Below are 13,361 nucleotides of genomic sequence, written 5' to 3'. Positions count from 1 at the left end.
AACTTACTCGGCCTGTCCGGTTCTCAGGCCGCGCGAATTGGCATCGGTACGGAACAGGATCGGTTGCGCGTTGCCGGCATGGACGGCCGGCGCGGCGGCGGCGCGTGCGGCAAAGGCGATCACCTGGTCGACCTCGTGCCGCCGCGGCGACTTGGCGCAGACCGGGTCGGTGGCGGCGGCGTCGCCCGCCAGCATGAAGGCCTGGCAGCGGCATCCGCCCAGGTCGCGCCCCTTTTCGTCGCAGCTGCGGCAGGGTTCCTGCATCCAGTCGTTGCCGCGGTAGGCATTGAAGGCGCGGCTGTCGCGCCAGATCGCGGCCAGCGGCATGTCGCGCACGTTCGGCAGATCGAGTCCGGGCAGGTCGCGCGCGTTATGGCAGGGCAGCGCCACCCCGTCCGGCGCCACCCCGAGGAAAACCTGGCCCCAGCCGTTCATGCAGGCCTTGGGCCGGTTCTCGAAGTAGTCGGGCACCACGAACAGCAGCTTGCAGCGCTCGCCGATGCGCTCGCGGTAGCCGGCCACCACGCGCTCGGCTTCGCGCACCTGCTCCAGCGTCGGCATCAGCTGGTCGCGGTTCTTCATGGCCCAGCCGTAGTACTGGGTGTTGGCCAGTTCCAGGTACTCGGCACCCAGTTCCAGCGCCATCTCGATGATCTTGCCGACGTGCGGCAGGTTGTAGCGGTGCAGCACGCAGTTCATCACCATCGGGTAATCGTACTGCTTGATCAGCTTTGCGACCTTCAGCTTGAGTTCGAAGGTCTTGGTGCTGCTCAGGAAATCGTTGAGCTCGCGCGTCGAATCCTGGAACGACAGCTGGATGTGATCGAGCCCGGCCTGCTTGAGCGCGGCGATGCGGGTTTCGGTCAGGCCGACGCCGGAGGTGATCAGGTTGCTGTAGAAGCCGAGGCGGCGCGCTTCCGCGACCAGTTCCTCGAGATCGTCGCGCGTCAAGGGCTCGCCGCCCGACAACCCCAGCTGCACGGCGCCGAGCGCGCGCGCCTGGCGCAGCACGTCGATCCACTCGCCGGTGCTCAGTTCGTTGCGCACGCCTTCGTAGTGGAGCGGGTTGTAGCAGAACGCGCAGTGCAAGGGACAACGGTAGGTCAGTTCGGCCAGCAGCCAGAACGGCGGCGGCGGCGATGCAGCGGGTGTCGTGGCGGGTTGCATCACACGACCCACCCCTGCTGGCTGGCGTAGGCCAGGAAATGCTCGATGTCGCCGCGCAGGCCCTGGGTCTGGAACTTCGCTTCCAGCATGGTCACGATCTCGTCGACGCTGCGCACGCCGTCGCAGCAGGCCAGGATCTCGCCGGCGCTGGCGTTCAGCTTGACCATCCCTTCCGGGTACAGCAGGACGTGGCTGTCCTGGGCCGGTTCCCACTGCAGGCGGAAGCGGCGGTTGATCGACGGGGTGGCCGGGATCGCCGGGGTGGCGGGGGTGGATGCAGTACTCATTCGGGATAGGCCTTTTCGATGGCATCCAGCATGGCCCACAGGATGTCCAGCTTGAATTTCAGGATGGCGAGTGCGCGCTCCTGCTGTTCGCGCGTCGTGAAATAATCGAGCGTGACCGACAGGCCGTGCTCGACGTCGCGCTGGGCCAGCGGGATGCGGGTACGGAAGTAGGTCAGTCCGTCCGCCTCGACCCACGGGTAATGCGCGGGCCAGCCGGCCAGCCGGTCCTTGTGGATCTGCGGCGCGAACATCTCGGTCAGCGACGAGCACACCGCTTCCTGCCAAGGCGAACGGCGCGCGAAGTCGACATAGGCGTCGCAGGCGAAGCGCACCGCCGGCACCACGTGCTGCAGCGACCACAGCTCGGCGCGCGGGATGCCGGCGGCCTCGCCCAGCCGGGTCCAGGCTTCCATGCCGCCCTCGGCGTCGCCCTGGTAGTCGCCGTAGCCGTCGTGGTCGAGGATGCGCGCGATCCACAGCCGGCGCGTCTCGCGGTCGTCGCAGTTCGACAGGATCGCCGCGTCCTTCTTGGGGATGATGAACTGGTAGTAGAAGCGGTTGGCGATCCAGCCGCGGATCTGCGCCGGCGAGCACAGGCCCGCGTTCATGCGCACGTTGAACGGATGGTGGATGTGGTAGCCCTTGCCCATCGCGCGCAGCTGCGCTTCGAATTCGGCGCGCGACCACGGCTGCGTGGCGTCGCTGCGGGTGATGTCGTTCATAGTTCGATGTCCATGCCGTCCAGGGCGACCTCGATGCCGTGCGCGGCCAGCACGGCGCGCTGCGGCCCGTCCTCGCGCAGGATCGGATTGCTGTTGTTGATGTGGATGAGGATCTTGCGGCTTGCGGGCATGCGGTCGAGCAGCTCGATCATGCCGCCGGGGCCGGATTGCGCCAGGTGGCCCATCATGCGCGCGGTCTTTTTCGACAGGCCCATGGTGAGCATCTCGTCGTCGCTCCAGCAGGTGCCGTCCACCAGCAGCACGTCGGCGCTGCGCATGGCCTCTTCCACGGCCGGCGTGATCTCGCCCAGCCCGGGTGCATAGAACAGGCTCTTGCCGCTGGCGCCGTTGCGGATCGTCAGGCCGATGTTGTCGCCCGGGTGCGGGTCGTCGCGGTGCGGCGAATACGGCGGCGCCTTGCTCAGCAGCGGCACCGGCAGGATGGTGGTGGCGGCCAGCGGCGGAATCGCCAGCGCGGCGCCGTCGATGGCGAGCTGGCGCGCATCGACGCCGCAGTAGTGCCCGAGCACGCGCGTGATCGGCAGGGCCTGGGCCAGGTCGGCCAGCACCTGTTCGGTGGCGTACAGCGGCAGCGGGCTGCCGCGCTCGCGCAGCATCAGGAGACCGGTGACGTGGTCGATCTGCGCGTCCATCAGCAGGACCGCGGCGATGCCGCTGTCGCGGATCGCGCGCGCCGGCTGCAGGGCCGGATTGGCGCGGATCTGGGCCAGGATGTCGGGCGAGGCGTTGATGAGGAGCCAGTCGGTGTCGTTTTCACTGACGGCGATCGAGGATTGGGTGCGCGGGACGGCGTCGATGGTGCCCTTGCGCACGCCATCGCAGTTGACGCAGTTGCAGTTCCATTGCGGGAAACCGCCGCCGGCCGCCGAACCGAGGATACGGATTTTCAAAGGGTGTTCCAGGTGATGAAGGCAAGCGGTGCCGGCGGGCGACGGAACGCGTCCGAGGCCTGCCGGCGGTTGACGATCAACGGTTCGAAATGTACATCGTGATTTCGAAGCCGAGGCGAACGTCGATCGCTTGCGGGGTTTGCCAGGTCATGATGCGTCTCCTTCGGTGGATGTCGCGGTTGGACGAAATGCCGGCGGCGCTTGCGGTGCCGCCGATGAGCATTGTGACAAAATCCGGCCGATCCTGCCAGATCATGAACATGCAAGCGTGCGCAGCGTGGCCGCCGCGGCACGTCATTACGCCGCTTGGTACGCCGCTTGGTACGCCACTCAGGACGCCAACAAGGCGCCCAGGTCGAGCGGGTCCAGCCCGGCCAGATCCTGCCCGCCGGCGCCGGCAAAGGCGGCGCGGCTGGCGCCCGCCGGCAACAGCCAGGCGGCGGCCGCGGCGCGCACCTGCGCCGGGGTGCAGGCCAGCACGGCGCTGCGCAGGCGCCCACGCAGGGCCGGGGCGATGCCGGCGCGCCCCATGCGCCAGGCATGCAGCGCATCCCGGTGCGGCGGCAGCGGCCGGTCGATGCCCTTGATCGCGCTGACGATGGCCTCCTCGAAGGATGCCGGATCGGGGCCGGCATCGGCCAGCGCGTCCAGCGCGGCACTGAAATCGGCATAGGTGCCGGCCAGGCGCGGGTCGTGCACGGAAGCCATGGCGAACAGCTGCGCGTCGCCGTCGTAGTGCGCAAGGGCGCCGTAGGCCCCGCCCTGTTCGCGCAGCGCGCGGTGCAGCCGGGCCGCCAGCAGTTCGGCCGCCAGCGCCAGCGGCGCGGCATCCGGATGATCGATGCCGGGAGCGCGCCAGGCGATGGCGCAATGGTTGACCTGACCGCCGGCCTGCAAGGCGACGTTGGCCGGCGCTGCCTGCGCAATGATGGCGCCACTCTGTGCGGTGCCGGCGGCGGCCGTACCGGATGCAGCCGTACCGAAGGCACCCGGCGCCGCCAGCAGGCGTGCCAGCGCGCTTGCGGCGGCATCAGCGCCGATGCACAGGCGCGCCGGCGCCGCGGCCGTCACCCGCGCATGCACGGCCGCCAGGCGCGCACCCAGCTGCGCCACGCCCGCCGGGGTGCGGCACAGCTGCCTCAGCCCTCGGTAAAACGCCAGCGCCGGCACCCCGTCGACCGCGTTGCGGAACCGGTAGACCGGCGAGCATGGCGCGCATGCAGCCAGCATCGCGTACTGGCGCCCGGCGCCGGCCAGGCCGTCGCAGCGCTCCTGCACCAGGCGCTCGGCCAGGAAGGCCAGGCGCGCGCTCTCGTCGAAGCGCGCCCCGGCGACGCTGGCCGCCAGCAGGCCGGCGAGCGCCGCCTCGTCGCCATCCAGGCCGGCGGCGGCAAAGGCAACGTCGAGATGCAGCCTGCCGTCCGGCGCCAGGGCGGTCTCGACGACGGCCTGGAAGTCCGGTGCCGCCGCGCGCCGCCAGGCCGCAGCGGCAGCGAAATCGCGGGTGCCCGTCCCCAGGCCCGGCAGCAGCCGCACGTACAGGTCCAGCCACGGCCAGTCGTCGGCATCGAAGTCCGAGACGGGGTACAACGCCCTGGCATGGACGATGCCGTTGGTGGCCGCGGCGACCACCGCGCTGCCGTCCACGGTGCGCGGCGCGGCCACCGGCGGCCCGGGGTCGGCACCGATGTCGGCGGGCCGGATGCGCGGCAGCAGCGCCTTGTCGTCCGCCATGGCCTGGCGTGCGGCCAGCGCCGCGGCGTCGGCGTCGATGCGGGCGCGCCCGGCGCCGGACAGCGCCGCCTGGCGCGTGGCCAGCATCTGCCGCTCGGCCTCGGCGCGTGCCGCGAAAAAGCCGGGGTCGGGCACGACATGGGTCACCAGGCGAGTCGGATTGTCGAGCAGCGCGCGCACCAGTCCCTTGAAGAAGCGCGGATCCTCGATGCGCTCGTCCAGCGCCGCCAGCGTGCGTTCATTGTCGAACCCGTCCAGCACGTCGCCGCCGTACAGCGCCAGCGGCAAGGCCTGCAGCAGGCGGCGCAGCGCGAACGGCGTGTGGCCGCCGCCGTCGGTATCGCGCTGGCGGTAGCGCAGGTCGCGCAGCGCCGCGCGCAGGGGCGCCGGGGGTACGCCATCGTCGGCCACCCGTTCCAGCGTGGACAGGATCAGGCCGGAAGCGTCGCCGGCCTGCGCCGCATGCAAGCCTTCCATGCCGACATGGAACACCATCTGGCGCATGTCCGTCTCCAGCCCGTTCAGGCGCGACGGCCGCCCGAACCCCGCCGACTCCAGGGCCGCGCGCAGGGGCGCCGCGGCGCCGCCGAGCAGGCCGGCCCACAGCAGGTCGGCGCAGCAGCGGCCAAAGGCATCGTTCGTTTCGCCGAGCAGCCAGGCCAGTTGCAGGCCGTGCCCGTCCGGCTGCTGCCCTTGCGCCGGCACGCGCAGCTGCTGCTCGCGCGGCGCGCGCCACGACGCCGCCAGTGCAGGCTGCAGGCGCGGCATGCGGCTGCCGGCGGGCACCGGCACCTGGCTGGCGATGCGCTCCTGGATCCGTGACGGCGCGATCCGGCCCGCGCTCATGAACACCGCCTGCGAGGGATGATAGTGGCGCGCGTGGAAGGCGCGCAGCATGGCGTGGCTCAGGCCAGGTATCGCCAGCGGATCGCCGCCCGGATCGACTGCGTAGGTGGTGCCGGCCAGCAGCGGCGCTAGGATGCCGCGCCGCAGCGCATGCATCGGGTCGGCCATGGCACCCTTCATCTCGTTGAGCACGACGCCCTGCAAGGCCAGTTTCCCGTCCTTGAACACGTGGCGCCAGCCTTCCTGCAGGAAGTCCAGGTAGTCCAGCGTCGGCTGGAAGCAGGCGTCCAGGTAGACCTCGAGCAGGTTGAAGAAGTCGCGCTCGTCGGTACTGGCGAACAGGTAGGCGGTGCGATCGGCCTCGGTACGGGCGTTCATGTGGGTCGCGAGCGAGCGCCGCAGCATCGAAAAGAACGGCGCGCGCACCGGGAAACGCTGCGACCCGCTCAGGGCCAGGTGTTCGAGGATATGGGCGCGGCCGTCGCTGGCATCGGGCAAGCTCGGAAAACCCGCCAGGAAGGCGCTTTCCCGCGCATCGGTGGCCATGTGGATGTGGCGCGCGCCCGAGTGCGGATCGCGGTACTGTTCGATGGTGGCGCGCAGCGCGGGCACGGCATCGCTGCCGGTCTGTTCAAAGCGGGTCGATAGGGGCGGCATGCGGCGGTATCCTCAGCTGAATCGTCCAGACACGGCTTTCCACAGCATGTACGCCGCCAGCAGGTAAAAAATGCCGGCGAAGATGCGCTTGAGCTTGACCACCGGCAGCCGGTGCGCCAGCTTTGCGCCCAGCGGCGCCACCGTCATGCTGGCGACTACGATCAAGGCCAGCCCCGGCACCCAGATGAAGCCGAGCGCGCCGGCCGGCAGGTCGGGCTCGCTCCAGCCGTAATAGATGTTCGCCGCGGTGCCCGCCAGCGCGATCGGGAACCCGAGCGCGGCGCTGGTCGCCACCGCGTTGTGGATCGGGATGCGGCACCAGGTCATGAACGGGATCGAGACGAAGCCGCCGCCGGCGCCGAGGAAGCCGGACAGCAGCCCGACCACCCCGCCGGCCGCCAGCATGCCGGGCGTGCCGGGCAGGTCGCGCCCGCCGCCGGGGCGCTTGTTGAGCAGCATCTGGGTCGCCGAAAAGGCGACGAAGGCGGCGAAGAACAGCGACAGCATGGCGGTATTCATCTGCTTGCCGATCCAGGGACCGATGAGGGAACCGATCACGATGCCCGGCGCCAGCAGCCGCGCCACCCGCCACAGCACGGCGCCGTGGCGGTGGTGGGCGCGCATCGACGACATCGAGGTAAACAAAATGGTGGCCAGCGAGGTGGCGATCGCCATGTGCACGACCAGGTGCGGGGCGAAGCCGCGCGCCGTGAAGATCATCGTCATGAAGGGCACCAGCACCATGCCGCCGCCGATGCCGAGCAGGCCGGCCGAAAAGCCGCCGAAGCAGCCCATCGCCAGCAGGATGAGGATCAGGCCGGGGTCGAGTCCGAGGAAGCCGGCTCCCATCGACGGTATCGGTTCAGGCAGCCTGGCCGGCGGCCGCGGCGGCGACGGTATCGGCGACACCGGCCAACGCCAGGATGCGCTTCCACTGCCCCGCCGTGACCGGCGACACCGACAGCCGGCTGCCCTTCTGCAGCAGCACCATGTCCTCGAGTTCGGGCACGCCGCGCAATTCGGTCAGCGGCAGGTAGCGCCCCTGCGCCACCGCCTTGACGTCGACCGAGATCCAGCGCGGGTTGTCCGGCGTGGCCTTGGGATCGTGGTAGGGGCTGGCCGCGTCGAACTGGGAGGCGTCCGGGTAGGGCGTGCTGGCCACCACCGCGATGCCGGCCACGCCGGGCACGGCGCAGCTGGAATGGTAGAACAGGATGCCGTCGCCGGGCTGCATCGCGTCGCGCATGAAATTGCGGGCCTGGTAGTTGCGCACGCCGAACCAGGCGACGGTCTGGCCGGGGGCGGCCAGCACGTCGTCGAAGCTCACTTCGTCGGGTTCGGATTTCATCAGCCAGTAAGGCATGCGTACAGACTCCAGCACAAATAAAAAAGCGGCTGCGCACCTGGGTGTCGCAACCGCTCCGGATTATAGCCCCGCCTGTGCCGTTATTGCCGGCATCCCGAACCTGACGGCTCAAGGTGGTCACAGTCAGCTCAATTTCGGGTTCGTCAAACAAGTGACGATCACGCCCACCGAGAATGTTCCGCAACCTATGCGATTGAATGGTTCAAGGAATATATGGCAAATCTCGAACACCGCAGGGTAGGCGCCAGTTTACTACGATGCACCGGCTTGTCAAACGAAATCCGGCTCAGAGTAAATTTTCCTGCGGAGCCAGCACACTGTCCAACACCGCGTGCATCGACTCCAGTTTCTGCTTGACTTCCATCATGGTCATATCCGACAGCGGCCCCTGCGGCGATTTCACCGACAGGAACTCGGCCGCCACCGACAGCGCCGCCATCACCGCGATGCGGTCGGTGCCCCTGACCTTGCCCGAATCGCGCAGCGCGCACATCTTGGCGTCCAGGTAGGCCACGGCTTCGCGCAGCGTCTTCTGCTCGCCGTCGCGGCAGGCCAGGCGGTAGGGCTGGCCCATGATCAGTACGTCCAGGTTGATCATCGTGCGGCCTCGCTGTCGTCAGGGGTGGAATCTTGTTCGGCGGGTGCCGGCGGCTCGAGCTGGGCCAGCATCGCCTCGACGCGTTGCTGGGCGGCGATCAGCCGGTGCTTGAAGTCGACGTTCTCGGCGCTCAGCAGCGCATTCGCCTGGCGCAGCAGGTAATTCTCGCTGCGCAGCGACTGCGCCAGCTGCGCGAGCCGGTCGATCTTGTCGGATAGGTCTTGGAATTCGGAAATCATTCATAACTATAGGTCCGACTCGATTTTTTCGTCAACAAGGTTCGCTGGCGTGCGCACCTGCGCAGGCGAAGAATGATAGGCTTCCGTGCTTATGCATTTACTGAACGCTACGACACAGCCGGCTACTCAGCCTCCGTTTGTGTCGCAAACGGCAGGGAGGTGCATTGCCTCAGCGCCGATTTTCGCTTGCGCCTTCTCAAAAAAGACAGTTAAAACGCCAACATAGCTGCTTGAAAAGGCAAATTATCGTCCCTATAATTAGCACTCGTTAGTGTAGAGTGCTAACACCTCTTTACACCGGCCTCGGTCTGAACCGGGGTCTTCCGTAAAAACGATATTCAATTATTAACTAAGGAGTTTTGCATGAACCTTCGCCCCTTGCACGATCGCGTGATCGTGAAGCGTCTCGACCAGGAAACGAAAACTGCGTCCGGCCTGATCATCCCTGATGCCGCAGCCGAAAAGCCGGACCAGGGTGAGGTCCTCGCCGTGGGCAACGGTAAGGTGCAAGAAAACGGCAACGTCCGTCCGCTGGAAGTGAAAGTCGGCGACCGCGTCCTGTTCGGCAAATACTCGGGCCAGGCCGTCAAGGTCAATGGCGAAGAGCTGCTGGTCATGCGCGAAGAAGACATCATGGCCGTCGTGGCCCAGTAATCCAGTCCATCCTACGAACGGAGAAATAACAAATGGCAGCTAAAGATGTAGTGTTCGGCGACGTAGCACGCGCCAAGATGGTCGAAGGCGTGAACATTCTCGCCAACGCAGTCAAAGTCACCCTGGGCCCGAAAGGCCGCAACGTCGTTCTCGAGCGCTCGTTCGGCGCCCCGACCGTCACCAAGGACGGTGTCTCGGTCGCGAAAGAGATCGAACTGAAAGACAAGCTCATGAACATGGGCGCGCAGATGGTCAAGGAAGTCGCTTCGAAGACCAGCGACAACGCCGGCGACGGCACCACCACCGCGACCGTGCTGGCACAAGCCATCGTGCGCGAAGGCATGAAGTTCGTTGCCGCCGGCATGAACCCGATGGACCTGAAGCGCGGCATCGACAAGGCCGTCGCAGCGACCGTCGAAGAACTGAAGAAAATCGCCAAGCCGACCACCACCTCGAAAGAGATCGCCCAGGTCGGCACCATCTCGGCCAACTCGGATTCGTCGGTTGGCGAGCGCATCGCTGAAGCGATGGAAAAAGTCGGCAAGGAAGGCGTCATCACCGTCGAAGACGGCAAGTCGCTGAACGACGAGCTGGACATCGTCGAAGGTATGCAGTTCGACCGCGGCTACCTGTCGCCGTACTTCATCAACAACCCGGACAAGCAGGTTGCCGTTCACGAGAACCCGTTCGTCCTGCTGTGCGACAAGAAGATCTCGAACATCCGTGACCTGCTGCCGGTGCTGGAGCAAGTCGCGAAAGCCGGCCGTCCGCTGGTGATCGTCGCCGAAGACATCGACGGCGAAGCCCTGGCGACCCTGGTGGTCAACAACATCCGTGGCATCCTCAAGACCGTCGCCGTCAAGGCCCCGGGCTTCGGCGACCGCCGCAAGGCCATGCTGGAAGACATCGCCATCCTGACCGGTGGCCAGGTCATCGCCGAAGAAGTCGGCCTGACCCTGGAAAAAGTCACCCTGAACGAACTGGGCCAGGCAAAGCGCATCGAAGTCGGCAAGGAAAACACCATCATCATCGACGGTGCCGGCCAGGCTGAAGCGATCGAAGGCCGCGTCAAGATGATCCGCGTCCAGATCGAAGAAGCGACCTCGGACTACGACCGCGAAAAACTGCAGGAACGCGTGGCCAAGCTGGCCGGCGGCGTTGCCGTGATCCGCGTCGGTGCTGCCACCGAAGTCGAAATGAAAGAGAAGAAAGCCCGCGTGGAAGACGCGCTGCACGCTACCCGTGCCGCCGTCGAAGAAGGCATCGTGCCTGGCGGCGGCGTGGCCCTGCTGCGCGCCCGTGCTGCGATCAACGTCCAGGGCGACAACCCGGACCAGGAAGCCGGCATCAAGATCGTGCTGCGCGCGATGGAAGAGCCGCTGCGCATGATCGTCCAGAACGCCGGTGAAGAGCCGTCGGTCGTCGTGTCGGCCGTGCTGGCCGGTACCGGCAACCATGGCTACAACGCTTCCAACGGCACCTATGGCGACATGGTCGAAATGGGCGTGCTGGACCCGGCCAAGGTCACCCGCTCGGCACTGCAGAACGCAGCGTCGATCGCCGGCCTGATGCTGACCACCGACGCGATGGTCTCCGAGATCGCCGAAGACAAGCCGGCCGGCGGTATGGGCGGCATGGGCGGTATGGGTGGCATGGGCGGCATGGACGGCATGATGTAATAGCCGGACGGCGTCAGCCAACCGAGTCATAAAGTAAAGCCCGCGGGGTTCGCTCCGCGGGCTTTCTTTTTTGGTCGGGTGCGCCACGGCTTTGCAAATGGTGGTCTGATAGAACACAAGATAGCCAATGGAGTGAACGACATGCCAGCTGTAAAACTCGACGAACTCGAAAACGCGGCCATGATGGTCGAAGATGGAAACGGCGAAGCCAAGGCCCTGGTGTCGCGCGCGAGCGGCATGATCCACCTGCTGAATGACGAATACATGGACGAGGAAGCGCCGCTGCCGTCCGACGTGGAAGCCCAGGGCGAATATGTCCCGGTCCCCGCCGCCAGCGCGCTCGGGATCGGCGATGCGCTGGTGTTCCGGTTTACCGGCAGCCACCTGCCCGGCGACGAAGCCAGGGTGCGCGAGCTGTTCCGGGAGCAGGACGACGAAGGCTTCTTCCGCCTACTGGAAGAGCGCGGTGCGGCCGAGCGCTGGCGCAGCTTCCGCGAACAGGAAACCAGGACCGCCTTGTCCCGCTGGTGCCAGGAGCATGGCCTGGAACTGGCAAGCTGATTCCGGCAGCAGGCGCCACCCCTCCCTCCTCCCGCCGCGCAACATTTGCGCAACAGTGCGCCCGCCGTTCAATTTCTACACAGCAAGTTTGATTTATACTCGCCACATGGCCCCGTAAAGACGTTGGCCAGGTGGCGTCCAGGCGTCGCGCAAGGTCTTCGCTCTTCAGGCACCGCTGTCGGTGCGCCTTACTCTTTTCTTAATTACCCCATGAACTTCAAGAATATGAGAGTCGGTACCCGGCTCGCCCTCGGCTATGGATTGGTGTTCTGCCTGCTTGGCGGCATTGTCGCTACGGGCGTGTTCAAAATGCAGCAGATGCAGGCGCGCACTGCGACGATTACCGATGTCAACAATGTCCAGATCACCCTGATCGGCAAGATGCAGGACAGCATCAGCGATCGCATGATCGCCCTGCGCAACCTGGCTTTGCTGACAGACATGAATGCGATGCGGCCGGAAGCGCAGCGCATCCGCGATCTCGAAGCCGCCTACAAGGATGCCATGGCCCAGCTGGGCAAGACGTTCGAAGACCCCGCGACCACGCCGGAGGAGAAAGCCTTTTTCCGCCAGCTGCAGGAACAGGAGCATGCCGTCCTGCCCCTGATGGCCGAGGCCGAAAAGCTGGGCCTGGCGAACAATGCCGACGAGGCCACCCCGCTGCTCATGAACAAGGTCGGTCCGCTGCAGGCTGCCTGGCTCGACACCATGAACAAGCTGGCGCGCTGGGAAGAGAAACTGAACAATGACGCCGCACTGGACTCCAGGGAGGCCTACCACAGCGCCGTCACCACGATGCTGCTGCTGGCCGCCATCGCGGTCGTTGTCGGCGTCGGCTCGGCGCTGCTGGTCAGCCGCTCGCTGCTCAAGCAACTGGGTGGCGAGCCCAACGAAGCCGCCGAGGTTGCGCGGCGCATCGCGGCCGGCGACCTGACGGTGGAGGTCCAGGTCAAGCCGAACGACCGCGCGAGCCTGATGCTGGCCATGCGCGACATGCGCGACAAACTGGCCGCCATCGTTGCCGAAGTGCGCGCCGGCACCGATACCATCGCCACCGCCGCTGCCCAGGTCTCGACCGGCAATCTCGACCTGTCCGCCCGTACCGAACAGCAGGCCGGTTCCCTCGAAGAAACGGCGTCCTCGATGGAAGAACTGACGTCGACGGTGCGCCAGAACGCCGACAATGCCCAGCAAGCGAACACGATGGCCGTCTCGGCCTCGGAAGTGGCGCAAAAGGGTGGCCAGATCGTCGCCGAGGTGGTCGGCACCATGGATGCCATCACGACGTCCGCCAAGAAGATCACCGATATCATCAGCGTCATCGACGGCATCGCTTTCCAGACCAATATCCTGGCACTGAATGCCGCGGTCGAAGCCGCGCGTGCCGGCGAGCAAGGCCGTGGGTTCGCGGTCGTGGCCGGTGAAGTCCGCAACCTGGCCCATCGCGCCGGTTCGGCGGCCAAGGAAATCAAGCTGCTGATCGACGATTCGGTGCAGAAGGTCGGCGCCGGTTCGGCCCTGGTCGGCGAAGCCGGGGTCACGATGGACGAGATCGTGGGCCGCGTGAAGGGCGTGACCGACATCATGGCCGAGATTTCGGCCGCAAGCCGCGAGCAGAGCAGCGGCATCGAGCAGGTCAACCAGGCAATTTCGCAGATGGACCAGGTGACGCAGCAGAACGCGGCGCTGGTCGAGGAAGCGAGCGCGGCATCGCAGGCGATGCAGGATCAGGCCGCCCGACTGGCCGAACTGGTCGGCACGTTCAAGCTGGCCGCCGGCGGCGCGCCGGGCCGCAGCCAGCCTGCAGCGCGCAGGCACGCCGTGCCCGCTGCGGCCAGCCTCGCCAAGCCGGCGGCCCGCAAGCCGGCCGCGGTGGAGAACACGGCCGCCTGGGAAGCGTTCTGAGGCGCTCCACGCGCGCGTAAAAAAGCCCGCGCGGC

14 protein-coding genes and 1 other RNA gene are annotated in these 13,361 nt (G+C 66.8%); 4 read left to right on the top strand and 11 right to left on the bottom strand.

Going from position 1 to position 13,361, the window contains the following annotated elements:
• Nucleotides 1-3: 3 nt before the first annotated feature.
• From pqqE to FBX97_RS13030, 11 genes are all read right to left on the bottom strand, one after another.
• Nucleotides 4-1,167: a pyrroloquinoline quinone biosynthesis protein PqqE gene (gene pqqE, locus FBX97_RS13080; protein ID WP_141834419.1), complete on the bottom strand. Its 1,164-nt coding sequence runs from the start codon at nt 1,165-1,167 to the stop codon at nt 4-6.
• Nucleotides 1,167-1,454: a pyrroloquinoline quinone biosynthesis peptide chaperone PqqD gene (gene pqqD / locus FBX97_RS13075; protein ID WP_141832252.1), complete on the bottom strand. Its 288-nt coding sequence runs from the start codon at nt 1,452-1,454 to the stop codon at nt 1,167-1,169. The genes pqqE and pqqD overlap by 1 nt, the downstream gene beginning before the upstream one ends.
• On the bottom strand, nt 1,451-2,176 hold the full coding sequence (gene pqqC / locus FBX97_RS13070; protein WP_141832250.1) for a pyrroloquinoline-quinone synthase PqqC: 726 nt from the start codon (nt 2,174-2,176) through the stop codon (nt 1,451-1,453). Before pqqC ends, pqqD begins: the two co-directional genes overlap by 4 nt.
• On the bottom strand, nt 2,173-3,087 hold the full coding sequence (gene pqqB, locus FBX97_RS13065; protein ID WP_141832248.1) for a pyrroloquinoline quinone biosynthesis protein PqqB: 915 nt from the start codon (nt 3,085-3,087) through the stop codon (nt 2,173-2,175). The genes pqqC and pqqB overlap by 4 nt, the downstream gene beginning before the upstream one ends.
• A 76-nt stretch (nt 3,088-3,163) precedes the next feature.
• Nucleotides 3,164-3,349, bottom strand: a complete 186-nt coding sequence (pqqA, locus tag FBX97_RS29860; protein ID WP_221631802.1) for a pyrroloquinoline quinone precursor peptide PqqA — start codon at nt 3,347-3,349, stop codon at nt 3,164-3,166.
• 68 nt (nt 3,350-3,417) lie between these two features.
• Nucleotides 3,418-6,324, bottom strand: a complete 2,907-nt coding sequence (locus FBX97_RS13055) for an insulinase family protein (RefSeq protein WP_141832246.1) — start codon at nt 6,322-6,324, stop codon at nt 3,418-3,420.
• A gap of 12 nt (nt 6,325-6,336) precedes the next feature.
• Complete coding sequence (locus tag FBX97_RS13050) at nt 6,337-7,173, bottom strand: sulfite exporter TauE/SafE family protein (RefSeq protein ID WP_141832244.1); 837 nt, start codon at nt 7,171-7,173, stop codon at nt 6,337-6,339.
• A gap of 13 nt (nt 7,174-7,186) precedes the next feature.
• Nucleotides 7,187-7,687: an EVE domain-containing protein gene (locus FBX97_RS13045; RefSeq protein ID WP_141832242.1), complete on the bottom strand. Its 501-nt coding sequence runs from the start codon at nt 7,685-7,687 to the stop codon at nt 7,187-7,189.
• Nucleotides 7,688-7,751: 64 nt separating this feature from the next.
• Nucleotides 7,752-7,932: non-coding RNA, 6S RNA (gene ssrS, locus FBX97_RS13040), on the bottom strand.
• A gap of 44 nt (nt 7,933-7,976) precedes the next feature.
• Nucleotides 7,977-8,288 (bottom strand): cell division protein ZapA, encoded by a 312-nt coding sequence (locus FBX97_RS13035; RefSeq protein ID WP_141832240.1) that lies wholly within the window; start codon nt 8,286-8,288, stop codon nt 7,977-7,979.
• Entirely contained in the window at nt 8,285-8,527 is a 243-nt protein-coding gene (locus FBX97_RS13030) for a hypothetical protein (protein ID WP_141832238.1), read from the bottom strand. Before FBX97_RS13030 ends, FBX97_RS13035 begins: the two co-directional genes overlap by 4 nt.
• Nucleotides 8,528-8,890: 363 nt before the next feature.
• Between FBX97_RS13030 and groES the strand changes: the two genes are divergently transcribed.
• From groES to FBX97_RS30395, 4 genes are all read left to right on the top strand, one after another.
• The gene (groES, locus tag FBX97_RS13025) at nt 8,891-9,181 is read left to right on the top strand and encodes a co-chaperone GroES (protein ID WP_056130611.1); all 291 of its coding nucleotides are present in this window, start codon (nt 8,891-8,893) and stop codon (nt 9,179-9,181) included.
• 32 nt (nt 9,182-9,213) lie between these two features.
• Complete coding sequence (groL, locus tag FBX97_RS13020) at nt 9,214-10,860, top strand: chaperonin GroEL (RefSeq protein WP_141832236.1); 1,647 nt, start codon at nt 9,214-9,216, stop codon at nt 10,858-10,860.
• Between the two features lie 141 nt (nt 10,861-11,001).
• On the top strand, nt 11,002-11,421 hold the full coding sequence (locus FBX97_RS13015; protein ID WP_141832234.1) for a hypothetical protein: 420 nt from the start codon (nt 11,002-11,004) through the stop codon (nt 11,419-11,421).
• A gap of 210 nt (nt 11,422-11,631) precedes the next feature.
• Nucleotides 11,632-13,326: a methyl-accepting chemotaxis protein gene (locus FBX97_RS30395; protein WP_304599194.1), complete on the top strand. Its 1,695-nt coding sequence runs from the start codon at nt 11,632-11,634 to the stop codon at nt 13,324-13,326.
• The last annotated feature ends 35 nt before the right edge of the window (nt 13,327-13,361 follow it).

The organism is Herbaspirillum sp. SJZ107, assembly GCF_006715485.1.
Classification (GTDB): Bacteria; Pseudomonadota; Gammaproteobacteria; order Burkholderiales; family Burkholderiaceae_D; genus Telluria.
The sequence above is the reverse complement of the archived record's forward strand: the minus strand, read 5'-3'. Positions and strand labels throughout refer to the sequence as shown.